The sequence below is a fragment of the Nitrosomonas sp. JL21 genome (genome assembly GCF_009833095.1).
GTDB lineage: Bacteria > Pseudomonadota > Gammaproteobacteria > Burkholderiales > Nitrosomonadaceae > Nitrosomonas.
In genome coordinates this window covers 37,017-63,733 of sequence record NZ_QRCB01000015.1, presented here as the reverse complement: position 1 = coordinate 63,733, position 26,717 = coordinate 37,017, and the positions used below count along the sequence as shown (strand labels likewise).

The 26,717-nt window shown below is 49.0% G+C and carries 18 protein-coding genes; 10 read left to right on the top strand and 8 right to left on the bottom strand.

What is annotated here, in order from left to right:
• The 4 genes from ABF87_RS05610 to ABF87_RS05595 all read right to left on the bottom strand — a co-directional run bounded on the left by ABF87_RS05610 (position 1) and on the right by ABF87_RS05595 (position 2,771).
• On the bottom strand, positions 1-957 hold the full coding sequence (locus tag ABF87_RS05610; protein ID WP_160828156.1) for a beta-ketoacyl-ACP synthase III: 957 nt from the start codon (positions 955-957) through the stop codon (positions 1-3).
• Positions 957-1,997: a phosphate acyltransferase PlsX gene (gene plsX, locus ABF87_RS05605; protein WP_160828155.1), complete on the bottom strand. Its 1,041-nt coding sequence runs from the start codon at positions 1,995-1,997 to the stop codon at positions 957-959. Before plsX ends, ABF87_RS05610 begins: the two co-directional genes overlap by 1 nt.
• 66 nt (positions 1,998-2,063) lie before the next feature.
• Positions 2,064-2,243, bottom strand: a complete 180-nt coding sequence (gene rpmF / locus ABF87_RS05600) for a 50S ribosomal protein L32 (protein WP_090719637.1) — start codon at positions 2,241-2,243, stop codon at positions 2,064-2,066.
• 18 nt (positions 2,244-2,261) lie between these two features.
• Positions 2,262-2,771, bottom strand: a complete 510-nt coding sequence (locus ABF87_RS05595) for a YceD family protein (RefSeq protein ID WP_160828154.1) — start codon at positions 2,769-2,771, stop codon at positions 2,262-2,264.
• Between the two features lie 68 nt (positions 2,772-2,839).
• On the opposite strand from ABF87_RS05595, the gene ABF87_RS05590 reads away from it, so the two are divergent.
• The 6 genes from ABF87_RS05590 to ABF87_RS05565 all read left to right on the top strand — a co-directional run bounded on the left by ABF87_RS05590 (position 2,840) and on the right by ABF87_RS05565 (position 16,487).
• Complete coding sequence (locus ABF87_RS05590) at positions 2,840-3,430, top strand: Maf family nucleotide pyrophosphatase (protein ID WP_160828153.1); 591 nt, start codon at positions 2,840-2,842, stop codon at positions 3,428-3,430.
• 124 nt (positions 3,431-3,554) lie between these two features.
• Positions 3,555-3,902, top strand: coding sequence for a hypothetical protein (locus ABF87_RS05585; protein WP_240143541.1), 348 nt, complete (start codon positions 3,555-3,557; stop codon positions 3,900-3,902).
• A gap of 127 nt (positions 3,903-4,029) precedes the next feature.
• A complete protein-coding gene (locus ABF87_RS05580) occupies positions 4,030-5,454 on the top strand; it encodes a TolC family protein (protein ID WP_160828151.1) in 1,425 nt (474 codons plus the stop codon).
• A 29-nt stretch (positions 5,455-5,483) separates the two neighbouring features.
• Positions 5,484-6,983, top strand: coding sequence for an efflux RND transporter periplasmic adaptor subunit (locus ABF87_RS05575; RefSeq protein WP_160828150.1), 1,500 nt, complete (start codon positions 5,484-5,486; stop codon positions 6,981-6,983).
• Between the two features lie 27 nt (positions 6,984-7,010).
• On the top strand, positions 7,011-10,193 hold the full coding sequence (locus ABF87_RS05570) for a CusA/CzcA family heavy metal efflux RND transporter (RefSeq protein ID WP_160828149.1): 3,183 nt from the start codon (positions 7,011-7,013) through the stop codon (positions 10,191-10,193).
• A 201-nt stretch (positions 10,194-10,394) separates the two neighbouring features.
• The gene (locus ABF87_RS05565; protein WP_160828148.1) at positions 10,395-16,487 is read left to right on the top strand and encodes a PAS domain S-box protein; all 6,093 of its coding nucleotides are present in this window, start codon (positions 10,395-10,397) and stop codon (positions 16,485-16,487) included.
• Between the two features lie 119 nt (positions 16,488-16,606).
• Here ABF87_RS05565 and ABF87_RS05560 read toward each other — a convergent pair whose 3' ends face one another.
• The 4 genes from ABF87_RS05560 to ABF87_RS05545 form a co-directional block, all read right to left on the bottom strand.
• Positions 16,607-17,002, bottom strand: a complete 396-nt coding sequence (locus ABF87_RS05560) for a response regulator (protein WP_160828147.1) — start codon at positions 17,000-17,002, stop codon at positions 16,607-16,609.
• Positions 16,974-18,548: an ATP-binding protein gene (locus ABF87_RS05555; RefSeq protein ID WP_345789883.1), complete on the bottom strand. Its 1,575-nt coding sequence runs from the start codon at positions 18,546-18,548 to the stop codon at positions 16,974-16,976. The genes ABF87_RS05560 and ABF87_RS05555 overlap by 29 nt, the downstream gene beginning before the upstream one ends.
• A 393-nt stretch (positions 18,549-18,941) precedes the next feature.
• Entirely contained in the window at positions 18,942-19,805 is an 864-nt protein-coding gene (locus ABF87_RS05550) for a CheR family methyltransferase (RefSeq protein ID WP_160828145.1), read from the bottom strand.
• A 5-nt stretch (positions 19,806-19,810) separates the two neighbouring features.
• Complete coding sequence (locus tag ABF87_RS05545) at positions 19,811-22,507, bottom strand: response regulator (protein WP_160828144.1); 2,697 nt, start codon at positions 22,505-22,507, stop codon at positions 19,811-19,813.
• A 766-nt stretch (positions 22,508-23,273) separates the two neighbouring features.
• On the opposite strand from ABF87_RS05545, the gene ABF87_RS05540 reads away from it, so the two are divergent.
• From ABF87_RS05540 to ABF87_RS05525, 4 genes are all read left to right on the top strand, one after another.
• On the top strand, positions 23,274-24,242 hold the full coding sequence (locus tag ABF87_RS05540; RefSeq protein ID WP_160828143.1) for an ATP-binding protein: 969 nt from the start codon (positions 23,274-23,276) through the stop codon (positions 24,240-24,242).
• Positions 24,239-24,853, top strand: a complete 615-nt coding sequence (locus tag ABF87_RS05535; RefSeq protein ID WP_160828142.1) for a response regulator — start codon at positions 24,239-24,241, stop codon at positions 24,851-24,853. Before ABF87_RS05540 ends, ABF87_RS05535 begins: the two co-directional genes overlap by 4 nt.
• 511 nt (positions 24,854-25,364) lie before the next feature.
• Positions 25,365-26,105, top strand: coding sequence for a Crp/Fnr family transcriptional regulator (locus tag ABF87_RS05530; RefSeq protein WP_160828141.1), 741 nt, complete (start codon positions 25,365-25,367; stop codon positions 26,103-26,105).
• Positions 26,106-26,266: 161 nt separating this feature from the next.
• Positions 26,267-26,500: a hypothetical protein gene (locus ABF87_RS05525; RefSeq protein WP_160828140.1), complete on the top strand. Its 234-nt coding sequence runs from the start codon at positions 26,267-26,269 to the stop codon at positions 26,498-26,500.
• The last annotated feature ends 217 nt before the right edge of the window (positions 26,501-26,717 follow it).

Here is a 26,717-nt window from a genome sequence, read left to right as displayed (position 1 = left end):
TTACCAGCGCAGCAGCACTGCTCCCCATGTAAAACCGCCCCCGACGCCCTCGAGTAGAACCAATTGACCCGGATGAATGCGTCCATCGCGTACCGCAAGATCCAGCGCCAACGGAATCGAAGCTGCGGACGTGTTGCCGTGCTTATCGACCGCTACCACGACCTTGTCCATCGGGATGCCCAGTTTCTTGGCGGTGGATCGAATGATGCGAATATTGGCTTGATGAGGAATTAGCCAATCAATGTCACTGGCTTGGATATTATTTTTAGCGATGGCTTCCTCGACCACTTCTTCCAGGACTTTAACTGCAAATTTGAAGACAGTATTACCTTCCATATTGATATATGGATTACCTTGGACTTTACCTCCGCTGATGCTGCCGGGAACGGATAGCACTTTGCTGTAATTTCCGCTGGCGTGAAGGTGTGACGACAAAATGCCAGGCTGCTCGCTTTGTGAAAGCACTACTGCACCGGCGCCATCGCCGAACAGCACACAGGTGCTGCGGTCACTCCAATCGATGATCTTGGAATAAATTTCACTTCCTACGACTAATGCATTGCGGCATTTACCCGAACTGACAAACATGTCGGCTGTTGCCAATGCATACACAAAACCGCTGCAAACAGCCTGAACATCGAATGCGGGACAATTTTCTATGCCGAGCTTATCTTGCAGAATGCACGCCGTGCTGGGAAAAACCATGTCGGGCGTGGTCGTGGCCACAATAATCAGATCGATGTCCTTACTGGTGACTCCGGCGGCTTCCATGGCATTTTTGCTGGCATGCAATGCCAGATCGCTGGCCGTCTGATCGTCACGGGCAATATGCCGCTCGACGATACCGGTGCGCGTGCGAATCCATTCATCGCTGGTGTCGACCATGTTTTCAAGATCATGGTTCGTGAGTATTTTTTCAGGTAGATAACTGCCTGTTCCGATGATTCTTGAATACATTATTTTGCCATTGACTGTGGAGAAGTTTGAGAAGGATGGGAAAATTCGGCTACTCGTTCACTGATTCGTCGCAACATGCCGCCACGCACTTCATCAGCGGCGCGCTTGATGGCAAATCCAAATGCATAGGCGTCGGCAGAACCATGACTCTTGATGACGATTCCCCGCAAGCCTAGGAAACTAGCTCCATTATAGCGTCGATGATCAACGCGGTGCTTGAATGAATTAATGACCGGCATTGCGATGACGCCGGCCAATTTTGTCAGTAAATTACGTTTGAACTCTTCGCGCAAATAAGTGGCCAACATTTGTGCCAAGCCTTCTGAAGTCTTGAGCGTGATGTTACCTACGAAACCATCGCAGACAACGACATCGGTTGTTCCTCGGTAAATATCGTTGCCTTCCACATTGCCATAGAAATTAAGCCCGCTATTTCGTAACAATTCGGCTGCCTGTTTGACGATGTCATTTCCTTTGATTTCTTCTTCACCGATATTCAGCAATCCGACGCTTGGAGAGGGCTTGTTTTCTACGGACGATACCAGGGATGCTCCCATGATCCCGAACTGAAATAGATGCTCGGCCGTGCAATCCACATTGGCGCCCAGATCCAGCACATACGTGTGGCCGGTGAGTGTTGGTAATATCACTGCAAGCGCAGGGCGATCGACACCAGGGATGGTTTTCAATACGAATCGGGAAGTCGCCAGCAATGCGCCGGTATTGCCTGCGCTGATGCAGGCTTGAGCTTCGCCGGTCTTGACCAGATTGACCGAGATCCGCATGGATGAGTTTTTTTTCCACCGTAGCGCCATGGCTGGGGATTCATCCATGCCGACCACCTCGCTGGCCGGATGCAAGCGAATTCTGGGGCCTAATTGTGAATTCGCTGCGCGTAATTCTGCTTCGATGGCATCGGGAATACCGACCAGGATGAGATTGGCTTCAGGGTCTTGTCGGAGGTATTCCAGCGCGGATGGGACAGTGACATGAGGACCATGGTCGCCGCCCATGCAATCTATTGCTACGGTAATGTCCAATTTTGGTGCTCTTGTGACAGAAAGAAGCTATACAATGCGTGCGGATTGTAGCAATAGGAAGAATTGTCAATCGTTTTTGGTTTTAATGACTTTTTTGCCACGATAATATCCGTTGGGACTAATATGGTGACGTAGGTGTACTTCTCCAGTGCTCGGTTCAATAGCGAGAGGAGGGTTAGTCAGAAAATCATGGGCGCGATGCATGCCGCGTTTAGAAGGTGATTTTTTATTTTGTTGAACTGCCATATGATTAACTCCTTGAACTTAATGTTTTTTTAGTGATGCCAATAGTGCGAATGGGTGTGCTGATTGTGATGTATCCGTTAAACTGCTTGTTGAATCGTGGTACTGCATTGTGCATTCACCTTCAGGGTGACAACAGGCAATTGCTAAACCGAGAATAATTTCCTCTTCGATTAAATCCGTGACATCCAGATCGTTGCATGCCATGATCGCATCGCTAGTGTCTTCTTCATCATTCTGATCAAGTTCTACCTCATTTCGAGCCAAGTGTAAGTCATTTTGCAGATCAATGATGTGTATTAATTTATCAAGACAGCGTTGACAAGACAGATGTATTTCGCCTTTAATTTCCAGATGTAAAGTCGGTTTATTATTTTTATCAAAATACCCCGTAATCTGATATGTCACTTCACCTTCTCTATCAAACAGCAGATCATGCAAACGCGCAAGCTCGAGCACCGGGATTCTACCATGATGTATGCCCGCATTACGCACAAAATCGAGGGAGTCTATCACAAATCGCACAGACATAAGGCGCGCATGTTATATTTTTTACCTGTAAGTGTCAAAAAATAAAGAAGGAAGTCTTGAATACACCCATGAATGAAAATACCCAGAAGCTCGTCTTGGGATCCAGTTCCATTTACCGGAAAGAATTACTGCAACGTTTGCAAATTCCATTTGAAACGATGAGCCCCGACATCGATGAAGCTTCTCTGGATCATGAGACATCCGAGGAAACCGCTATGCGATTGGCTGCGACCAAAGCCAGAATGGTGGCTGCAGCATATCCTCAGGCTTTAATCATCGGTTCCGATCAGGTCGCAGTATTCGACAATCAGCGCCTCGGCAAACCGTTGAATCATGTGAAGGCAACCGAGCAGTTGCGGCTCATACAGGATAAGGAAGTCGTTTTTTATACCGCAATATGTCTACTCAACAGTGCTACAGACCGTTTGCAGACGCACCTGGTTCCTTATCGCGTGAAATTCAGACCGTTGACTCACCAACAGATCGAGCGTTATTTGGAGAAGGAACAACCTTATCATTGTGCTGGCAGCGCGAAATCTGAAGGATTGGGAATTGCTCTTATCGAACGAATGACAGGAAATGATCCCAATGCTCTGATTGGCTTACCTCTCATCGCTTTGATCGATATGCTGGCGAATGAGGGTGTGACCGTTATCTGAATGGAAGTCAGGCAATTGCAAATTGAAGAATAATGTGAAACTATTGCATGTCAGTGAGACTTTCACTGTTTATATGTTCTGTTTCTGTTCAATGAGAAAATATTCTGCCTATTCAATTATTCTGATGCTTGTCGTAAGCATTCTGACGAATGGATTGAGCTTGTCCTTTCGAGGTGAGGTATTTGCTCATGAACTGGATCATATTCACCAAGTATTACCGGCAGATCCCGCCGCTCATTTGGAATACCATCGCAACAATGTTTCCTTGGATGGCGCTGACCTCGATGCCGCGACCCATTTATGCCTGCATTCCGTGGGGCAATATCAACCTTTTTTCTTCAATTCGCTCCCGTTCATTTCTGCGCAGGAATCAGCGGAAGTTTTGACCGTATTTGTGTTTTCTTTTTTCCCTGAAACCATTCCTGATCTGCTTTTGCGTCCTCCTCGAAGCATTCTCTTTGCTATTGGCTAAAGAATAATGATGTGGATTGTGGATGAATTGTAGTAATCCATAGCTGAGCAAAAAACAGAGTATTCCAATTTTTTACGATCCACTGCACTTTGCGTAGATAAAGGTATGTGTGTTTGTGGAGAAATTTATGACATTCGGTGGCTTATGGATAGCGCTCTGCTATTGGGTGGCGCTCAGGTTGCAGCTTATGCTGCTGGGTTTGGTTTTTTGGGTGAGCTTTCCCCTTCAATCTATTGCCAACGCTGATTCTTTCAGTGTTTCGCCTCACAGCATAAAAGAATCTTCAATTGAGACAGCCGCGAATGAAACGGGTGACCTGACATTGCGGGATGCGGTCAGTCTTGCTTTATTGCGAAATCCGGAATTGGCTGCTTTTTCCAAAGAAATTCGTGCATTGGAAGGGTTAACAGTTCAAGCGGGCTTACTCAAGAACCCGGAATTGAATTTGAATGTTGAGAATGCCGGGAATGTCCAAAAATTGACTGGCGACGTCAATTCAGCTCACGCGGTCGCTCAAGAAGTGGTGCAGCAGCTGTCGACCATCCGCATCTATCAATTGATAGAACTCGGTGGGAAACGCGCTGCCCGCGTGAATGCTGCTTTGCTGAGTGAAGAGCTGGCTGTCAAAGACTATGAAATCAAACGAATTGACATCATTTTCCGGGTTGCCAATGTCTTCACCGAAGTTCTCGCTGCTCAGGAACGGCTGCGCCTCGCTGAAGAAACCAGACAGGTCGCGCAGAACGTAGTCAATACGGTCACGGAGCGCGTGCAGGGTGGAAAAGTAGCGCCAATCGAGGAAACGAGAGTCAAAGTAGGGCTATCGACGACGCGTATCGAACTGGAGCAAGCGCAGCGCGATTTGATGGGCGCCCGCAAACGGCTGGCATTATTGTGGAACAGCTCTTCACCGCAGTTTAATAAAGCGTTGGGGAATCTTGAGACATCGATTGCCCCGCCTCATTTCCAAACCCTGGAAGAACGGGTTCTGAATAATCCGATTGCGCTTCGCGCGATAAAAAATATCGAACAACGAAAAGCATTGCTGGAGGTGGAGCAGACACGGCGCATACCCAATCTGACGGTTAACGCAGGCGCTGTACATCACGCGCAACTTGGTGGGACGACCATCGTGGCCGGTCTGCAAATACCATTGCCGCTATTCGATCGAAACCAGGGTAATCTGACCGATGCCCATCAGCGCGTGGACAAAGCGGTCGATGAACGGATGGCTGCCGAGTTGCGGCTAAAAACGGAGCTTGCGCAGTCCTATGAAACGATGTCGGCCGTATGGAATGAAATCAATATCCTGCGTGACGAAGTGCTGCCCGGCGCCAAGAGCGCTTTCAATGTGACCCGCAGAGGCTATGAGTTGGGTAAATTTGGCTTGCTCGAGCTGCTGGATGCGCAACGTATTCTGTTTCAGAATCAACTTCTGCATGTGCGCGCTTTGGCTAACTATCAGCGTTTGATCAATGATATCGAACGCCTGATCGCAGAGCCGATCGATAGCAGCGAACCCCATCATGACGTCAACATTCATCAGCCATGAGTGGCGAGATAAAGGCTAAGGATCGAATTATGAATAAAACGCAAAGGATGCCCATCCTGATCGTGATCGGCATAGGGATCGTGTTGGGTGGATTGATTTTGATATCAGATGAGCCTACTGCGGTGAAAGAACATGCAGAGAACGGCCCGGCCCATGAAAAATTGGCTGATAACCACGCCGATATTGGGCCAAGGGGCGGTAGATTATTCACTGATCAGGATTTCAGCCTGGAGCTGACGATTTTTGACAAAGGCGTGCCACCGCAGTTCCGCATTTTTTTGTATGAAAAGGGGAAGTTATTGCCGCCGACAGCAGGCAAGGTGACCATTACGTTAGCCCGCCTGGGCGCGTCAGCGCAACTATTCAAATTCGTGCCGGAAGCAGACTATCTGCTCGGGGATCATGTTGTGGAAGAACCACATTCCTTTGATATCGCCATCACTGCTGAACATGCGGGCAAGGTCTTGCGCTGGAGCTATAGCCAGGTCGAAGGCCGGGTGGAGATCGCGGATGACATGCTCAAAAGCATGGGTATCGAACTTCTGACGGCGGGACCGGCGATCATCAGGCCGAAACTGAAATTGCCGGGAGAAGTGATCTTCAATGAGCATAACATCGTGCGGGTGGTGCCTCGGGTTGCCGGTCTGGTGACCAATGTCAAAGGACATCATGGTCAGCATGTCAAGAAAGGTGAGGTGCTGGCAGTGATTGAGAGCCCGATGCTGGCGGACTTGCGCAGCCAATATTTCGTTGCGAAAAAACGCCTCGCATTGACGAGAACGACGTATGAACGGGAAAAGCAATTATGGGAAGAAAAAATCAGCGCCAAACAGGATTTTCTACTGGCGCAGGAATTGTGGAACGAAGCCGAGATTGCTCTGGAATTGGCTGCCACCAAATTACGTGCGCTGGGCGTGCAACCCGAGTCTAACTATCTCAAGACCGATTTCGCACACTATGAGATACGCGCGCCGATCTCAGGAATCATCATTGCCAAAGCGATTGCATTGGGCGAAGCACTGAAGGAGGATCGAGAGATTTATACCATCGCCGATGTGTCTACGGTATGGACGGCAGTTACGGTGTATCCGAAGGATCTGAACATCATTCACGAGGGCCAGAAGGTAGCGATCAAAGCAACGGCTTCTGATATCGAAAGCCAGGGCACCGTGACCTATATTTCCACGTTGATCGGCGGTCAGACACGCACGGCGACCGCCCGGGTCGAGCTCGATAACAAAGAAGGTCACTGGCGTCCTGGCATGTTTGTCAATGCTGAACTGGTGGCGGAAGAAATCCAGGTTCCTGTGGCGGTTGCCGTGAGCGCGATTCAAACGCTGCGGGACTGGGCAGTGGTGTTCGGTCGGTACGATCAGTATTTTGAAGTCCGCCCGGTGGAGTTAGGGCGCAGCGATGGCGAAATGGTTGAAGTGCTGAAGGGGTTTTCCCAGGGTGAGCAATACGCCGGCGGCAATAGTTTTGCGCTTAAAGCGGAGCTCGGCAAAGCGGGCGCAAGCCACGACCATTAATTCCACGACTCATCGAGACCGATCATCATGTTCGAACGCATCCTCCACATTTCTATTTATCAGCGCGCCATTGTACTGATGGCGGTTCTGATGGTGGCCATCATCGGCGTGTATAGCTACCAGAAGCTGCCGATCGATGCCGTGCCTGATATCACCAACGTGCAAGTGCAAATCAACACCAATGCGCCGGGTTACTCGCCGATCGAAGCGGAGCAACGCATTACGTTTCCGATTGAGACGATCATGGCGGGGCTGCCGCATCTGCACTATACCCGTTCCATTTCCCGCTATGGATTGTCGCAAGTCACCGTAATTTTCGATGACGGAACGGATATTTACTTTGCGCGCCAGCAGGTCAGCCAGCGCATCCAGGAGGCGAAAGGCCGCTTGCCGATCGGCATCGAGCCCACGATGGGGCCCATTTCGACAGGTCTGGGCGAAATTTTCATGTGGACGATCGAAGCCAAGGATGATGCACGAAAGCCGGATGGCACCACCTATACGACTACAGACTTGCGTGAAATTCAGGATTGGGTGATCCGGCCGCAACTGCGCATGGTGAAAGGTGTGACCGAGATTAATACCGTTGGCGGCTATGTCAAGCAATTTCATGTCGTGCCCTACCCGGAAAAAATGATTTCCTTCGGCTTGTCGCTGGTGGATCTGATGACGGCGCTGGAACGCAACAATTTGAATGTCGGCGCCGGCTATATTGAAAGAAGCGGAGAACAATATCTGGTTCGCGTTCCCGGACAGATCGCGAATCTGGATGAAATCGGCAATATCATCCTGGGTTCTCGGCAAGGCACTCCGATTCGCGTCAAGGATGTGGCGGATATCCTGATCGGCAAGGAATTGCGCAACGGAGCGGCAACGCAGAATGGCAAGGAAGTCGTGATGGGCACGGTACATATGCTGATCGGAGAAAATAGCCGTATCGTGGCCCAGGCTGCTGCGAGAAAATTGGAGGAGATCAGCCGCAATTTGCCCGACGGCATCGTGACCACGCCGGTATATGATCGCACCACGCTGGTCGATAAAACCATCCATACGGTGGCGAAGAATCTGCTCGAAGGCGCAGCCCTGGTGATTGTGGTGCTATTGGTGTTTCTCGGCAATATGCGCGCGGCGCTGATTGCGGCTTTTGTGATTCCGTTGTCCATGCTGTTCACGTTCACCGGCATGGTGGCCAATCATGTCAGCGCCAATTTGATGAGTTTGGGCGCGATTGATTTCGGCATTATCGTCGATGGCGCTATCGTGATCGTCGAGAACAGCATCCGCAGGCTGGCGCATGAGCAGATGCGGCTGGGGCGGGAGCTGACGCTTTCGGAACGGCTTGAACTGGTGTTCGATGCTTCCCGCGAAGCGCGCCGGGTGCTGATCTACGGCGAGTTGATCATCATCATCGTCTATTTGCCGATCTTTGCGTTGACGGGCGTGGAAGGAAAAATGTTTCACCCGATGGCGCTGACCGTGGTTACAGCCCTGGTCGGGGCGATGATTCTTTCGATTACGTTTGTTCCCGCTGCCATTGCATTGTTTTTATCCGGCAAAGTGCAGGAAAGAGAAAGCCGGGTCATGACATGGGCTAATAAAGCCTATGTCCCGTTATTGGCTGCAACGATGAAGAATCGTGAACTGACGGTCACGATTGCGATCGTCATCGTGATTCTGTCCGGTTTGCTGACTACGCGCGTGGGCAGCGAATTCGTTCCCAGCTTGAATGAAGGCGATATCGCGCTGCATGCCATCCGTATTCCAGGCACCAGCTTGACCACCGCCATTGAAATGCAGAACGAACTGGAACAGACCATCAAGACTTTTCCGGAAGTCGAGCGAATTTTTTCCAAAATCGGTACGGCCGAGATAGCGACCGACCCCATGCCGCCCAGTGTTGCGGATACATTCATCATCCTGAAGCCGCAAGAAGAATGGACGGGTGAGCATCGCACCAAGGCGCAGTTGATTGCCGCGATGGAAAAAGTTGTGCATGAGGTGCCGGGCAATAATTACGAATTCACGCAGCCGATCCAGATGCGTTTCAACGAATTGCTATCGGGAGTACGTGCCGATGTCGCAGTCAAGGTGTTCGGCGACGACATGGATACGCTGTTGCATTTGGGCGAAGCCATCGAGCAGTTGCTGAAAGCTGTCCCCGGCGCCGCGGATGTCAGAACCGAGCAAATCTCCGGCCTGCCGGTGCTATCGATTCAGATGGATCGCGCCAAGATGGCGCGCTATGGATTGAATGGCCGTGATGTGCAGGATGTGATTGCCATGTCGGTGGGGGGGCGCAGTACTGGGTTGATATTCGAAGGTGATCGACGATTCGATTTGCAGATCCGGTTACCGGAGCATTTGCGGGTCGATATCGAAGCGCTGAAACGCCTGCCTATCAGCGTGCCCTTGCAAAGCACGGCTGTCGCATCCGCACCCATCGCGCCGCCACCGGCTCAGGCAGGACAGCCTGCTGCGCCAGTTTTTGTCAGTCTCGGTGAAGTGGCGCGATTTGAAGTGACGCAGGGGCCGAATCAGGTCAGCCGCGAAAACGGCAAACGCAGGATTGTCGTGACTGCCAACGTGCGCGGTCGCGATCTGGGTTCGTTCGTGCACGACGCTGAGCAACGGATGGCAGAAAATATGAGGATTCCTCCCGGTTATTGGGTGACCTGGGGGGGGCAGTTTGAGCAGATGATCTCTGCTGCGCAGCGTTTGCAGATCGTCATACCCATTGCACTCGGGTTGATTTTCATTCTGTTGTATACGATGTTTGGCAATGTACGTGATGGGTTACTGATGTTTACCGGCGTTCCATTTGCATTGACGGGCGGCATTTTTGCGTTATGGCTGCGCGATATTCCGCTTTCCATTTCGGCGGGCGTCGGATTTATCGCGCTCTCCGGCGTGGCGGTGCTGAACGGCTTGGTGATGCTGGCGTTTATCCGTGGTTTGAGTGAAAAAGGCTTACCACTGAATGAGGCGATCCAAACCGGCGCGCTGACTCGGTTGCGCCCGGTGCTGATGACTGCTTTGGTGGCGTCGATCGGATTCCTGCCGATGGCGCTGGCTACCGGCACTGGCGCGGAAGTGCAGCGACCTCTGGCGACGGTGGTCATCGGAGGGATTCTTTCGTCGACTGCTTTGACGTTATTAGTGCTGCCGGTGCTGTACCAGATCGTGCACGGCAAGAGAACCCGGAATTCGTAATGCTCCATTCCTCTGGCGCCGAGCGGTGAAAGACCGTGCCGTGCCAATAGTTGACAACGTCTGAAAGAAACACATAGGGTTTGCGATTTTGATGATTGTGGGTAAGCCGTGATGCGGCGTATAAGAATGAGCTTGCTTTTGCTGGGAAAGATCCCCATGTTTTAATGATAAGGCGAGCGATGGATGAGAATATTATGACTGATGCAAAACGATGACAGAATAAGCGCTCTTTTTCCCGGTGATAGCGAGATGGCGCGGCTAATGCGGGAATTGGACTGGTCGAAGACGCCGCTAGGCCCGACCCAGAGTTGGTCGGCTGCGCTCCGAATGATGGTGCCGTTTCTGCTGGCCAATCGATTTCCGCTACTGCTGTGGTGGGGGTCCGAGTATGTATCCATTTACAATGATGCCTATCGTCCGATACTGGGCAATAAGCATCCCGAAGCGTTGGGCCAGCCCGTCAGTAAATGCTGGCATGAGATATGGCCCATTCTGCAGCCACTGATCGACACGCCTTTCAACGGCGGAGCCGCGACCTGGGAAGATGACCTCTTTGTCGAAATCAATCGCTGCGGATTTACCGAAGAGACTCACTTTACCGTCGCCTACAGCCCGGTGCCGGACGACACTGCGCGCAATGGCATCGGTGGCGTGCTCGCCACCGTGCATGAGATCACCGAAAAAGTCGTCGGCGAACGCCGCGTGAAGGCATTGTATGAACTCAGCACCGGAACTGCCGAGGCCAAGACCGATCTGGAAGCATGCTGCATTGCCTCAGCTATTCTGAACGATTATGACAAGGATGTACCCTTTGCGCTGATTTACCTGCTCGATGCCGATGGGAAAATTGCCCGGCTCGCAAGCAGTGCCGGTGTTGATCCGGAGAGCGCGGGTTGTCCGGTGGCGATTGATATACACTGTGAGGATCACCAGGTTTGGCCACTCCGGGACGTCTTACGCAGCGGACAACTCACGGTTATCGACGACTTGGCGCGTCACTTGGACGCGGCCGTACCCGCCGGCCCGTGGTCTGATCGGCCGCAGCAGGCGGTAGTGGCGCCAATTCGATCGGCTGTGACTCAGCAGCCTGTGGGCGTACTGGTGGCCGGTGTGAGCGCGCGCTTGCGATTGGATGACATGTACCGCAATTTTTATGCACTGATCGCTAGCCAGATCGCCGCTGCGGTGGGCAACACACGTGCCCACGAAGAGGAAAAGAAGCGCGCCAAGGCTCTTGCTGAAATCGATCGCGCCAAGACCCAATTTTTTTCTAATGTCAGCCATGAATTCCGGACGCCGCTGACGCTCATGCTGAATCCATTGGAAGAACTGCTGATGCACGGGCAGAGTGAATTGCCGGAACAGATCAGGATGCCGCTGCGCTTGGCCCATCGCAACAGTCTGCGATTGTTGAAACTGGTCAATTCGTTGCTGGATTTTTCCCGCCTCGAAGCAGGCCGGCTCGATGCCAACTATGAACCTACCGAATTGACGGTACTGACTGCAGACCTTGCCAGCGCGTTCCGTTCGGCGCTTGAAAAAGCCGGCCTCGCGTTGACGGTGGATTGCCCCTCATTGCCCGACCCAGTGTATATCGATCGCAGCATGTGGGAAAAGATCGTGCTCAACCTGCTGTCAAACGCATTCAAATTCACGTTTGCGGGCGAAATTCGCGTGACATTGCGTTGGCGCGGGGATCATGTCGAACTCGCCGTGAGCGATACCGGCGAGGGCATTCCGCAATCTGAACTGACGCAGATCTTTCAGCGCTTTCATCGCGTGAGTCAAACACGCTCCAGAACGCAGGAAGGCACCGGCATCGGGCTTTCCCTAGTCCATGAACTGGTGAAGCTGCATGGCGGGGAGATCACTGTTCAAAGCCAGGAGGGCAAAGGAAGCATTTTCACGGTGTCTATTCCGACGGGTAGCATGCATTTGCCGGCCGACCAGATCCGGGTTGCGCGAAAGATCGTGCCGGCCTTCAACGATGCGCAGTATTTCATTGAAGAGGCATGGCGATGGTTGCCGCCAACCGAAGAAGAGAAACCTGATGCGCCAGGGATGAGAAGTGATTCGGTAGCCGTATTTTCTTCTGCGTCGCAGGATCGTATTTTAGTGGTTGATGATAATGCAGATATGCGCGACTACCTGTGTCATCTTTTGAGTGGCGCATACGTCGTTGAAGTGGTGGAGAACGGTCAGGCAGCACTCGAGCAGATCAGATTTAAACTACCGGATCTGGTGTTGGCAGATGTCATGACGCCGCACCTGGATGGTTTCGGCCTGCTCAGCGCTTTACGAGAGAACGATCGAACCAAGGCATTGCCGGTGATTCTGCTGTCGGCACGGGCCGGGGAAGAGGCGCGAATCGAAGGGTTGGAAGCGGGAGCGGACGATTACTTGGCCAAGCCGTTCAGCGCCCGTGAACTGCTTGCCCGGATACAGGCTCATCTTGCCATGTCGCGCATCCGCCAGGCCGGCGAAGTCCGCATGCTGGCCGATTTGGCGGCAATGCGGCGGCTGTATGAAGTCGGTAATCTGTGCGTGCGGGCGGGCAAGGACGTGCAACATTGTCTGGACGTCATCGTCGAGGCCGCGGTCATGATCATGGGCGCCGACAAGGGCAATCTGCAAATCTTCGATGCAGAAACGGCCTCGCTGCAGATCGTAGCGCATCTCAATTTCGAAGAACCCTTCTTGAAATTCTTCGCCGCCGTAAGGCCGGACGAAGCCTCGGTTTGTGGCGCGACGATGCAATTGCACCGGCGGATCGTGGTGGAGGATATTACCAGAAGTCTGATTTTTTCCGGACAGGTCTCGCAGTCTGTTCTGCTGGATGCCGGTGTTCGGGCGGTGCAATCGACGCCGCTGGTGAGCGGCAGCGGTGCATTGCTGGGCATGATCTCAACCCATTTCGCCCAGCCTCACCGGCCCAGCGAAAGAGACCTGCGTTTGATGGATCTGCTCGCCCGCCAAGCCGCCGACTATCTGGAACGCAAACAATCGGACGCGGTATTGCGGGAATCCGAAGCGAATTTTCGCGCGCTGGTCAACCAGACCAATGTCGGCATCTGCCGCACGGCGCTGAACGGCACAGTGATTTTTGCCAATCAGACATTCTGTCAGATACTGGATTATTCCGAGCAGGAAATCATTGGTAAAAGTATCTGGGAACTGACCGATGCGATCATTCTCGACGAAAACAAACGATTATTTGAGCGTTTGCGGGAAAGCGGCGAATCTTTTCAATTGGAAAAGCAATTGATCTGCAAAGATGGGCAGCGCATATGGGTGAGTGTGAACATCACGGCGGCATTGGATGCGTCCGGGAATCCACAGTCGGCCATTGCCGCGATCGTGGATATCTCGGAGCGAAAACAGCGGGAACTGAATACTACTTTTCTCGACATGATCGGAAAAGAGCTGACGCACTTATCCACCCCGGATGAGATCATGCAAATTGCCGGCGCCAAGCTGGGTGAATTTCTGAAGTCGACTGGGTGCGTATTTGCGGATGTCAATGAGACCGAAGATGCGGTGACAGTGCACTACGGCTGGACGGCTGACACGGTACCAAGCCTGAAACAAACGTTTCGGCTGAAGGATTATTTATCCGAGGAATTTATCCATGCCAGTCGAGCGGGAGAAATTTTTGTCGTATCGGATACCGCAACGGATCAGAACACCGATGCTCAGAACTGCGCCAAACTTAAAGTAGGCGCATTTGTCGTAGTGCCGTTTCATTGGAATGATCGCTGGACGACATTTCTTGCTGTCACGAATGTCGAGCCACGGCGTTGGCGCAATGACGAAATCGAGCTGATGAAGGAATTCTCGAATCGATTGTTTTCACGCGTGGAACGGGCCCGGGCTGAAAAAGCCCTGCGCTTGTCCGAAGCGAGATTCCGGACACTCGCCAACACTGCGCCAGCATTGATCTGGCATAACGATAACACCGGCAAGAATATTTTTGTCAATCAGCAATACCTTGATTTTTCCGGCTTGACTGCCGAGCAACTGCTGGGAACAGGCTGGCAGGTGCTGGTGCATCCGTATGAAAAAGAAGCGTATGCCAGCGGCTATATGACGGCTGTACGTGAGCAGCGTCCGTGGAAGAATCAGATCCGGCTTCGCCGCCGTGATGGGAAATGGCGTTGGTTCGATAATCACGCGCAACCGTTATTTGATGTCAATGATGTGTATCTCGGCCACGTCGGCGTATCGATCGATGTCACCGAGCGCAAGCAGATCGAAGAAGCGCTCTCCGCCGACTTTCAGGCATTGATGCGCATGCAAGCGTTAAGCGGACGCATGGCCGACGGTACGGAAATAACGTCATTGTTCGAGGAAATTATTGATGTGGCGGTCAAGATCATGCTGGCCGATAAAGGCACATTGCAATTACTTCAAGGGGATTCGTTGCAGATAGTCGCACAGGCCGGTCATGACCGGGATTTCCTGGATTTTTTTGCCGTGCCTGAGAATGTGGCGTCGGTCTGCGGTGTTGCCGCTCACCAGAATCAGCGCATCGTTGTGCCCGATGTGGAGGAAAGTCCCATCTTCACCGGTAGCGCGTCATTGCCGGTACTGCGGGCCGCCAAAGTGCGGGCAGTACAATCCACACCGCTGTGCACGCGCAACGGCCGGCTGCTGGGCATCTTGACTACCCATTGGTCTCACCGTCATACGCCGGATGAACAGGATTTATGGCGCCTCGATTTACTGGCGCGCCAGGCCGCCGATTTCATCGAACAAAAGCAGAGCGAGGAATCGTTACGGATCAGTGAAGAGCGTTTCCGCAACCTGATCGAATCCTATGCCCAGGCTGTATGGGAAACCAATGCCGATGGCGTCGTCGTCGACGATAGCCCGACCTGGCGCGATTACACCGGTCAGACCTTCGACGAATGGCTGGGCTATGGCTGGGTGAATGCCATCCATCCCGACGATCGCGAGTATGCCGAGCGTCAATGGCGTAAAGCTATTTCAATGGAGCGCACCATCAATGCCCAGTTTCGCCTCAAACACCGTGATCAAGGCTGGCGCTGGACGAATTTCCGCGCGACGCCGATTCGTTCGTCGAGCGGTGAGATTCAGAAATGGGTCGGCATGAACATCGATATCGATGCGCAGAAACGTGCCGAAGAGTCTCTGCAGGACGCTGACCGCCGTAAGGATGAATTCCTGGCGACCCTGGCTCATGAATTGAGAAATCCGCTGACCCCGATCAGCAACGGTCTGCACATTCTGCGCATGCCCGGGGTCAGTAGCGACACCATGAAAAACATCTATACGATGATGGAACGCCAAGTCCATCATATGGTGCGATTGGTGGACGATCTGATGGAGGTGTCGCGCATCACCCGTGGCAGGATCGCATTGCATAAGGAAGTCGTCGATCTTGCCGAAGTGCTGCGCAGCGCGGTTGAAACCAGCCGATCATTCATCGATGCGGGCCAGCATCAGCTCAATATCAATTTACCTGCTGATCCGCTGCACCTCGAAGCCGATGCGATGCGGTTGACACAGGTATTTGCCAATTTGCTGAACAATGCTGCCAAATACACTCAGGAGGGCGGTCATATATGGCTGAGCGCGGAGCGCGACGGAACCGGCGCGGTCATATCGGTGCGGGACGATGGTATGGGTATCAGCGGCGACATATTGCCGAGAATCTTCGATTTGTTCATGCAGGGAAGGCAAAATTCGTATCGGGCTCAAAGCGGACTTGGGGTTGGGCTGACGTTGGTCAAGAGCCTGGTCGCCATGCATGGCGGTAGCGTTGAGGCGCACAGCGACGGCCCCGGAAAAGGGTGTGAATTCGTGGTGCGGTTGCCGCTGACGCAAGATGATCGGCGGCCATGCGACCAGCAACAGAACGAGCCGCGGATGCTTAACTTGACTGCTTACCGCATCCTGGTGGTGGATGATAACGATGACGCTGCTGAGACGCTGGCGATGATGCTGAGATTCATGGGTGCCGAAGTCATGACCGCCAACGACGCTTTGTCCGCACTGGCTATCATCGAGGATTTTCATCCTGCGATCGTATTCCTTGATATCGGCATGCCGGACATGGATGGTTTTGAGATAGCGCGGCGGATCAGGCAGCGGCCGGACGGTCGCGAGATGACCTTGATTGCCTTGACCGGTTGGGGTCAGGAAAAAGACCAGCTTCAATCCCGTGAAGCCGGTATCGACCATCATCTCATCAAGCCCGTCGATCTCGATGTTTTGAAAGAGTTGCTGGCGGGGCTGATGATCACTCATCCGATCCTCCCGGATCGAGGATGACCGTAGCGGCTCTGCCGCATTCACCGGCTGTTTCAGAGTGATCTCGTGCCCAAACAAACGAAGGGGTTGATTGCTTGCTTCTGTCTGGAAGAAGTGTGCAATCGTTTTCCAGCATTCGCTCAGGAGTGATGAGCGTCAGGAGCATCCAATCCAGCTTGATAATTTGAAATGATGTGTTGTAATTGAAGGATATCGGGAGGCTTGATCAGATAATTGTCAAAAGGAGACGTGGCGGTTTTCAGCCAGGACGGCGCATAACCGCTTAACGCGATGATCCATTGCTTAACGGATGGGGATGGAAGCGCTCTTATTTTCTGGGCAACTTGGAGGCCATCGAGATCGGGAAGCCCGATATCGAGAATGATGATGTGCGGCATGCAACGTTGCGCTTCGGCAATGCCTTCTTGACCATTTCGGGCAATGTGTACGGTATGGCCTTCCAATCTCAGGAATATGCCAATACTTTCAGTGATATCGGGTTGATCATCAATTAAAAGAATAGTTAAGCTTTTCATCTTCTGAATGACTATTCACTTCAGTGGGTAAAGGTAAGTTAACCGTGAATGTTGAGCCTTTATTCAATCCCTCGCTATGCGCAGTAATGTGTCCGTCGTGGAGTTCGACGAGTTTCTTGACCAGCGTCAATCCTATTCCGAGTCCTCCCTGGGAATGATCCAGAATACTATCGCTGTCTTGCGCGAATAATTCAAAAATGTTGGGCAAGAAATCGGCGGAAATCCCTCTTCCATTATCCTGAATGCGGAAAATGGCATTATTCTGGTCCACACGCATGTTGATGTCGATATGACCATCCATCGGCGTATATTTGGTGGCATTATGGATAAGATTGGTGAAGATCTGCATGAGCCTGACTTGATCGCCATAGATCATGAGGGATTGCTCCTGATAAGTGAATTGTAGCGTCTGTTGTTTGGCGCTGATCAATTCACTCATGGCCTGCAGAGCATCCTCGATCAATTTAATGATCTCGATATGCTCCAAATGGAGCGTGATGAGTCCCCGCGTAATCCTGGAAACATCCATCAAATCACTGACTAATCGATTAATGATTTGAACATTTCTCTGTAGCGCGTCACACGCCCACCTAAAATCGTTAGGTGCCAGCGACTTAGTGTTCAGCAGCGTGGCGATTGTATTGATCGGTGTCAAGGGATTGCGCAATTCATGTCCCAGCATTGCGATGAACTCATCTTTACGACGATCGGCTTGGCGCAGCGCTTGCTCGATCTGTTTACGACCGGTGATATCGGTGGAAATACTCACGATTCCGATGGGCTTGCCGTCATCGTCGAGTAACGGAGATTTTACGGAAGAATAGTAATACACATCATTCGACTGATACAGCGGCTCTTCGAATTCTATCGTATGGAGCTCAGTCATCACCTTGAGGTTGTTCGCTTCATGCAGAGCCGCCGATTCTGTAGAGAACACATCAAAAATTGATTTGCCGATGATATTCTCGAGCGTTTGACCGAATATTTTTTCAAATTGCGAATTCACATGCAGGAAGCGATTTTCTTGATCGATCAGATAGACCAGAGCGCTGGTCGTATTAATGATTGCCGTGAGCTGGCGCTGACTGGCGGCCAGTTTCTTCTGAATCTCTCTCTGGTCATCCAGGAGCCGGGATTTTTCTTGCGCTAACTCATGAATGGCATCTCTTTGCCGGATCAACTCTTGTTGCTGTTCATAGATCTGCAGGAAAACCAGCACCTTGCTGGTCAAGATTTCAGGAACGATGGGCTTGTAGAGAAAGTCAACCGCGCCGGCCTGGTAGCCATCGATGGAAGTTTCGCCATTCCGTGGGCCGGCGGTCACAAAAATAATGGGAATTTTCTTGGTGCGTTCTACACTCCTCATTATTTTTGCAAGTTCAATGCCATTCAGTCCCGGCATTTGTACATCGATGATTGCCAGTGCGCAGTCAAATTTCAGCAGCAACTCCAACGCTTCTTCGCCACACCCGGCGGGCAGGAAATCGGCATTGACATGTTTCAGCAGACCCATCAAAACTAAAATATTTTCTTGCCGATCATCCACAATCAAGATCTTAGCTTTATCCTCTGCGTCCGTTGATTGAGCATGCGGTATTCGTTTAGACCTACGCATCATTGTTAACCAATTGTTAAGGAATCAATTCTATTGCTGATCGAAAAATAACGTTCTGGTATTAAGGGTATTGCTGCTGTAAGAAAAAATCGTAGCATAATTGAAAGGAACGTGGTGCTTCTCATGATGGGTTGAAGTTCTCACTCATCCGTGGAATGTGAAGAATGTACATTTCCAGAGACGACCTGATCCAACCCGCGTTGCCTCAATCTGTCATTCCAGTCCCATTTGTTATGGGCGCCTAGTCTATGAATTAGTTCCTGCTGAATTCTTCAAATCGAGGAAGCAGCAAATTAGCTCAAGCTGCCGAGCTTGTTTCATCCCTTATAATTTTATGTGACCTCTAACCCTTGGCAAAGGTAGTTCTTGCAGCGCCATTTTTTGATAAATGCGGTCTTTCCTTTGAAACTCAGTGAAATTTCCGGCATGCGGAGACAAATACAAACTTTCCTTGGCGCCTAATCCCAGAAACCCTTTACGTATCAGTGCATCGCTGAATAGGCCGATCGCACGCTCCTGCAGAGAATTATCGAAGTATATCAGTACATTGCGGCATGATATCAGATGCATTTCCGCAAAAACCGAATCAGATACCAGGCTATGGTTATAAAAGACGGTGTTTTCCTTCAATGCGCTATCAAAAACTGCGTAGTTATTTTTGATCGTGTAATAAGATGAGAATGAGTGCTTTGGATCAGTGTGTCGATAGTTGTTTTCAAATGATTCGAGGCGATCCACTGCATAAATGCCCGCTTCCGCCCTTTTCAGCGCTTCAAAATTGATATCGGTCGCAAAAAATTGAGCCCGGCTTTCCAAACCTTCTTCACGGAAAAGAATCGCTAACGAATAGAGTTCTTCCCCTGTGCCACAGCCAGCGATCCATACCTTGATTGACGAGTAGGTCGATAAATAGGAGGAAATGATGTGACGCAGGGAAAGAAAATAGCCGGGGTCGCGGAACATGTCGCCAACCTGAATGGTGAGGTAATTCAGAATTTTGGTCATCAAGTGGGGATCATGCAGTATTTGATGCTGCAACATCGAAAAACTCTCACATTGAAGCAGCGTTTTAATCAGGTTAAGCCGGCGTTTAATGAAGGTTCGAGAATAATTCCTGAAATCATAATGATAGTGGCGATAGACGCCTTCCAAAAATAAATCGACTTCAATATCTTCCCGTGTGCTCATTGCGTTTATTTAAGCCATTTAGCCAATAGAGGGATGAATTTATTCGTATCCAGAGGCTTGGATATATAGTCATTCGCACCTGCCGCCAACGTTTCGTCATGATCGATTTGCCGTGCCTTTGCGGTAAGCGCAATGATTGGAATGTCCTTGAAGGCGGATTGTTGCCGAATTTTGCGGATGGCGGTCAGTCCGTCCATCTTGGGCATCATGATATCCATTAACACCAAGTCGATGGATTGTTCGCCGCCGTCCAGAGAAGTCTGCAAAGCCTCCAGCCCGTCCATGCCATTGCGCGCCACTTGAATGGTAGCGCCCCGAGGTTCCAGAATACTGGTGAGCGCAAAAATATTGCGGATATCATCTTCCACAATCAGTAGATGCCTGCCTTCCAAAGACACATCAACAGCTAAGTCATTTACTTGTCCGGTTGTGTTCCGATCAGCAACGAATGATCCGGTGCTTTCAAGGAATAGCATTATTTCATCCAATAACCGTTCGGGGGATTTAGTGCCTTTGATAATGATGGATTGAGAAAATTTATTCAGGAATAATTCCTGATCCGCTGTCAGCCCGAGTCCGGTATAGATAATGACGGGCGGAAATGAATAGCGGTCTTCCATACTCAATGTTTCAAGTAGAGAAAATCCTGACGTCGTGGGTAACCCAAGGTCGAGAATCATACAATCGAACGTGCCCTTGGCCAGTTGTTCCAAACATTCAGGTACCGATCCAACTTCAATGGTTTCAATTTTTTTGGAATTGAGCAGAACGCTCATCATCGTTCTTTCAATGGGATCATCCTCGATGATCAATACATGAGCCAATTTTTCCCGGGTTTTCATTTGAAGACGATGAAAATCGGCCATTAATTTTTGATGGATGAATGGCTTGAGAAAATACTCTCGGGTGTCATCGGATAGGTCATTGGATGAGTAATCATTGGCGGTCAGAAGTTGCAAGGGTATTTCCAGATCATCAGCGGCGAATAAAGAGTCCTTGACATCATCTTTGAATTTGCCATTCATGATGATCAGGCTCGGGGTATGGGGATGCAGGTGATTGACGGCCTCTTCGGACGTAGCGGCAATGATCCCACGAAATCCGAAAGAGTTCGCCAGCTCGAGAGTACTGCGAGCAAATCCCGGATTATCCTCGACAATGAGAATAATAGGTTCATTCTGGGGAAGTTGAGGATGTTCGGGAAATTCTGATATGTTCAATACTGCACGGTCGAAAGAAATTTCTGCCGCAGCCGGCAAAAGCCCAGAATTCCCGGTTCTGGATGAGATTGCCGGTGTAAGTTCGAGGTCTGGTTGAAGTTGGGGCATATCCAACACTTCCGGCAATAACACCGTGAAGATACTTCCTTGTTCCAGTCTGCTTTGTAAATTAATCTTTCCTTTCAATAGCCGGATGAGCTCAATACAGATCGATAATCCGAGACCCGTTCCGCCATTTTTACGGTTAAGCGCGCCGTCGACTTGGATGAAGGGTTCAAAAATCAGGGATTGCTGTTCTACCGATATTCCGATACCGGTATCGCTGACAATGAATGCGATATGGACATCCGGCGCGGTGGTGACAGATAAAGCGACTTCACCCGTTTCAGTGAACTTTATGGCATTGGAAAGCAAGTTCTTGATGATCTGGCCGAGTCTGATAGGATCAGTTATGAAGTTTTGCGGTAATCCATCAGCAATTTCTTTCCTGAAATGGAGGCCTTTTTGAGCGCACATCGGTTGAAAAACAGCCTCCATGCTATCCACAAATTCAAGGATATTTACATTCTGCGGCAGCACAGTCATATGACCTGCTTCAATTTTGGACAAGTCCAATATATCGTTGATCAGCGCTAAGAGCTCGTTGCTCGAGTTTTCAATGGTCTGTGCGTATTTCAATTGAAGGTCGGTGAGATTTTCTTCGCGATTTTCAGCCAGTAAATGCGCCAGAATAATGGATGAATTCAAGGGGGTGCGAAGTTCGTGCGACATATTGGCGAGAAATTCGGATTTATAGCGGCTGATCTGAGTCAGCTTCTGTTTCTGCAATTCAAGGGCCAAGTTGGCATTGATCAGGCTTTCATTTTGGCTAATCAAGATTCGTGATTGTTCTTTTAATTGGCGATTAGCGGTTTCAACGGTTTTTTGGTGTTGTTCCAATTGTGCGTTGGACAGCTTGAGCGTTTCACTCTGCTTATCAAGCTCTTCGCTATAAGAATGGAGCTCTTCGCTTTGGCGCTGGGTTTCGATCAATAATTCATGAACTTGAAGATGAGTTTGCGCTGCTTGCACCGCTGAGGCAATGGATCTACTGACGAAATCGAGTAAATCTGTCGTCGATTGCGCATGAAAATTGAAAAAACCCAGCTCCACAATACAATTCGTTTTATTGTTCAAAACGAAGGGGTAGATCACCAAATGCCGAGGCGAGCTTTTTCCCAGACTCGATCCGATCTTGAGATAATCGTTGGGTATTTCAGACAAGAAAATCGGGCGATTATCTTTAGAAGCCTGGCCGATCAGGCCGTCCTCTGCATGAATCGTGTCAAGTAAGACCGCATTTACTGATACACCATACGTGCTCATATGGCGAAAAATTTCCCGATCATTGATATAAATAATTCCGATTTTCGCTTCTAAATAGTCCACCAAAAACCGCAAAATCTTATTGCTCAGTTCTGTTAACACCAAATCACCGGCCATTTGACTGTTTAATTTATTCTGACCCGTAATCAACCAATTATGTTTTTTTGATTGTAGTTGATTGCGGATGAATATATTTCCTACAATGGCAATTCCGAGGAATGAAATGAGCGCTAGACTGCGATTAATAATGGCTACGCTCTCTTCTATTCCAAGAGGGCTCAGCTTAAAGCCCAGAAAAAGAAAAATTGAAATCAGAAAGGTGACCAGGAAAGGTAAATTGGGCTGTAAGGAAAAGAAAGAAATAACGATTGGAATGAAATAAAATATCCAGACCGATATGCCTAAGGGCGCATACAAGTCGAGAATAAAAAGAAAGCCCAGAATGATAAATATGGAACTATTGAGAGGCCGTGAAATTTCGTGCTGAAACCGGTACATTATCGTATTAATGGGAAGATATGATGTCGGATTATGAAAAAAAGATGATGCCGCTTGGTGCTTAGATTAGTTTTTTGATATATGCGCTGAGATCGTTCTTATATTAACCACTTTTATCATTACTTGAGTTTATATTTTTCTACGCTTGGCTTAATTCAGATTCGACAGTATGTGCCTGGATTCGTTTCGGTGTTGACTGGATCAAGATAAAAGAATTGATGATTTCTTTTCCATCGTAAAAAATACCCATCCATTCATTTCATCGATTAATCAATGATTCCTGGTGGTTCACTGCTATTTGAGTTGCTGATAGTATTCGTATTGAGAGCTAAGTCAGATAAAACTGATAAATCGGATAACAATTGACACTGCAGTTATGGAAAAAATGCCTCTTAGCTGGAAAGAATGGCTAAAACGCACGCATAAAGAAAATACCGCTGTATTGGATATACAGAAACAAGGTGTTTTCGAAGGGATGGCAGAGTCTGAGGTGCGCGAGAAGATTTCATATGGCGATGGCATCCATTCCTATGTTAATTCTCGAGATAGTGCGTCGCAAAACCCTCAGGAAACGTCATTCTTTGCTACCAGCAACTCAGGATTTACTCATTTTCTAGATCGCGAGCTCATAAAAAAACGCCATACGATAGAAAAATTTACCGAATTCTACGTTTCAAATCAGACTGCGATAGTCATTGCACACGCGTTACATCAGCCGCTCACCGCGTTGACTTTTTATAGTTTCGTATTGAAGAAATCATTGGATACGGACGAGCCGGATTTAACAAAAATAAAAGACATCATTGATAAATGCTGCGAGCAATCACAACGCGCAACGGACGTCATCAAGCATTTGATGGTTTTCCTGAGTACCGAAAAATTAAGCAATATCTCTTCGGACATTAATGGACTCATCAATAGCGCTCTTAACTACATGCGCGTCACGGAAGATTTATCCAGCATCACCATAAAACTTAAGTTCTCCGAGAATCTGCGAAATATTTCGGTCAATCCGCTGCATATCGAAAAAGTTATCATCGCGCTGGTCATGAATGCGCTCGAAGCGATGGAGGGGAATAAAGAAAATGACCGAGTGCTGACGATCGTTACCCATTTACCTTCTCCTAAAGCCACGATGGTTGAGGTATCGGTGATCGACAACGGAAAAAGTATTTCTGATAGCGACACGCTGCATCAGTTATTCAAGCCTTTTTATTCTACAAAAACCAATGGGATAGGAATGGGCTTGCCGATCAGCAAGACATTGATAGAATCGTATGGCGGAAAAATCTGGGCCGAACAGAATGCGAAAAAAGGATTGTGCGTTAAATTTACGTTACCGTTTGAATCATGAAGCAACATTCGCGAGTATTCATTATTGATGATGATGATGCCATTCGAGACAGCCTGCGGCTGATGCTTGAGACGCTTGATATCGATTGTCAGTTGTTCAGCAGTGCAGAGGAGTTTCTGGAGAGCTATGACATGAGTCTCTCGGGCTGTATCGTATTGGATTTGAATCTTCCGGGAATGAATGGCATTGAACTGCAGGCCGAACTTGACCGGCGGAATATCCGCTTACCTATTATTTTCCTCACATCCTATGGAACGGTTCCGATTACGGTGCAAGCGATGAAGTCCGGCGCTGTGGATTTCCTCACGAAACCGGTTGCCATTGAAGATATATTTCATTGCATTCAAGCAGAATTACAAAAACAGCATCAAAAAAATGATGAGCTGGAATCAGAAAAGCTTTTCCTGCAAAAATTCAACACGCTTTCAGCCCGGGAAAAACAAATCTTGCAACTGGTGCTCGCCGGTAAAGCGACCAAGGAAATCGCCAATCAGTTGGAGATCAGCGCCCGTACAGTTGAAATTCATCGCACTCAAATTTTAAAAAAAATGACCTCAGGCAGTTTTCTGGAACTTGCGAACCAGTGCAAAACCTATGATGTCGTCTTTTAGCCGGGCGGATGTGATTCAAAAACACGCCGTCATCCTCCCAATTTCTGTATAGAAATAAAATTTCTATTGAAAATTAACCTCAGCAAAATTTTTTAAAAAATATTTCCGGCTGATGATAAGTAATTACACATAGATTTACCGTAATCGAATCTTATTTTTCATTGTTTGTTTGATACAGGATGTTGATTATTCATATTTAAAATATGAATGGGATACAAAATGCCGATGATGTCAGAAATTTTCCCATGGAATCTTTGATATTCCTTGGATTTGATATGTGGTTCATGTAGTTACGATTATTCTTTAATGGGTTTGTGATTTTCTTAGTTAGAGCTGATCAGCCTATTTTGATGATTTTCTTGCTTCAGTACGTATTTCCTCCTATTTCTTTTTCCTTTCATATCGAATTAAATAGACTCAAATTGAAGACCTATTAAAAAGATTATTCTTACCAGATGATATTGATGCTTGTAGCGTTTGGTTAATGATTTCCTAACTGAAGGAGAAAATAATGCTCATAAAATCATTCGATCCTCGTGAAAACCATATTTTGAAAGAACTTCCTCAATCTGAGCTTGAAACCCTGATACCTCATTTAGAATTAATCTCGCTTTCTCAAGCAGAGGTTCTCTATGAAATCAATGAAAAAATTGAATTCATCTATTTCCCGATTAATGCGCTCGCGTCTCTGCAATGCTCCCTTGAAGATGGTTCGACCGTGGAAATTGAAATGGTCGGTAAGGAAGGTTTTCTGGATATCTCGGTCATATTGAATAAAAACGTGGCTTTTTCCCAGGCGGTTGTCAGTCATGCGGGGTACGCCTATAAGATGTCCGTAAAAGTGTTGAAAGAATTGCTGGCCCGCAGCGGAGGCCGACGCGGGGGAATGCTGAAGGCTTTGATGCTGGAGTATGCTCAAACATTTCTTGTGCATGTTTCACAGATTTCCGTGTGTAACTGCCGCCATACCTTGGAACAACGGTTAAGCCGGTGGTTATTATTAACATTCGACCGTCTGGAATCCACGAATTTGTCGATTACACATGAAACAATTGGATATTTATTGGGTGTTCGGCGCGAAAGCATTACTGAGTTGGCGCGAAAATTCCAGCTCAACGGAATTATCAATTATCGTCGTGGGCATATGGAATTGAAGAATAAGCTGCTCCTCGAGCACAAAGCATGCGAATGCTATAAAACAATTCAACAAGGATTGTATCTTGGCAAAAATGAATCGAAAAAAGTGGCCTGATAATATTCCAAATCATAAATTCAGTTCAATTTTGATATCGTTTGAGACCTTTGCAAAATCAGATAAAATTTTTTGGAGCGTAATTCTCGACTTATTTGTAAGTTACCGGGGATTTTTTGGTCAATTCTCTCGACACGATTCAGGAATAATCTCTCAAGACAATGAAAAAATGGTGTAATAATATTACCTTGAGTGCAATACTGACAATCCTATTTGCTGGATGTGTAGCACAACCAGTGGTGGGGGTACCCGTTGCACCAGCAATACCGCCAGGCGTCGTTTATGTAGCACCCACCTATGTCAGTCCAGGCCCTGGGTATTTATGGAATTACCATGTTGGTTATGGTTGGGGTTGGCACCATCCCCGCTATGGATGGCATCGAGGCTGGCGATAATTTACTAATCAAAAGAGCATTGAGCTTAAGGGTGCTCTTGGATAATTAATCATATTCTCCCGACTTGCATATTAGTGTGGAAACACATTTCGCTTATACCCGCCGTGCTTGCTGTGTATTCCATACCACCATCGCATGATACATACATCACTCATTAGATCACGTTCTGCCATTTACCCATTTTGATGAAGTCTAGCCTCGGCCAGCCTATTTGGAG

What these genes read in the sequence shown, in the direction of transcription:
- ABF87_RS05610 (WP_160828156.1), bottom strand. Translation starts at nt 957, where the DNA reads ATGTATTCAAGAATCATCGGAACAGGCAGTTATCTACCTGAAAAAATA.
- rpmF (WP_090719637.1), bottom strand. Translation starts at nt 2,243, where the DNA reads ATGGCAGTTCAACAAAATAAAAAATCACCTTCTAAACGCGGCATGCAT.
- ABF87_RS05595 (WP_160828154.1), bottom strand. Translation starts at nt 2,771, where the DNA reads ATGTCTGTGCGATTTGTGATAGACTCCCTCGATTTTGTGCGTAATGCG.
- ABF87_RS05590 (WP_160828153.1), top strand. Translation starts at nt 2,840, where the DNA reads ATGAATGAAAATACCCAGAAGCTCGTCTTGGGATCCAGTTCCATTTAC.
- ABF87_RS05585 (WP_240143541.1), top strand. Translation starts at nt 3,555, where the DNA reads ATGCTTGTCGTAAGCATTCTGACGAATGGATTGAGCTTGTCCTTTCGA.
- ABF87_RS05580 (WP_160828151.1), top strand. Translation starts at nt 4,030, where the DNA reads ATGACATTCGGTGGCTTATGGATAGCGCTCTGCTATTGGGTGGCGCTC.
- ABF87_RS05575 (WP_160828150.1), top strand. Translation starts at nt 5,484, where the DNA reads ATGAATAAAACGCAAAGGATGCCCATCCTGATCGTGATCGGCATAGGG.
- ABF87_RS05570 (WP_160828149.1), top strand. Translation starts at nt 7,011, where the DNA reads ATGTTCGAACGCATCCTCCACATTTCTATTTATCAGCGCGCCATTGTA.
- ABF87_RS05565 (WP_160828148.1), top strand. Translation starts at nt 10,395, where the DNA reads ATGCAAAACGATGACAGAATAAGCGCTCTTTTTCCCGGTGATAGCGAG.
- ABF87_RS05560 (WP_160828147.1), bottom strand. Translation starts at nt 17,002, where the DNA reads ATGAAAAGCTTAACTATTCTTTTAATTGATGATCAACCCGATATCACT.
- ABF87_RS05550 (WP_160828145.1), bottom strand. Translation starts at nt 19,805, where the DNA reads ATGAGCACACGGGAAGATATTGAAGTCGATTTATTTTTGGAAGGCGTC.
- ABF87_RS05545 (WP_160828144.1), bottom strand. Translation starts at nt 22,507, where the DNA reads ATGGCCGGTGATTTGGTGTTAACAGAACTGAGCAATAAGATTTTGCGG.
- ABF87_RS05540 (WP_160828143.1), top strand. Translation starts at nt 23,274, where the DNA reads ATGCCTCTTAGCTGGAAAGAATGGCTAAAACGCACGCATAAAGAAAAT.
- ABF87_RS05535 (WP_160828142.1), top strand. Translation starts at nt 24,239, where the DNA reads ATGAAGCAACATTCGCGAGTATTCATTATTGATGATGATGATGCCATT.
- ABF87_RS05530 (WP_160828141.1), top strand. Translation starts at nt 25,365, where the DNA reads ATGCTCATAAAATCATTCGATCCTCGTGAAAACCATATTTTGAAAGAA.
- ABF87_RS05525 (WP_160828140.1), top strand. Translation starts at nt 26,267, where the DNA reads ATGAAAAAATGGTGTAATAATATTACCTTGAGTGCAATACTGACAATC.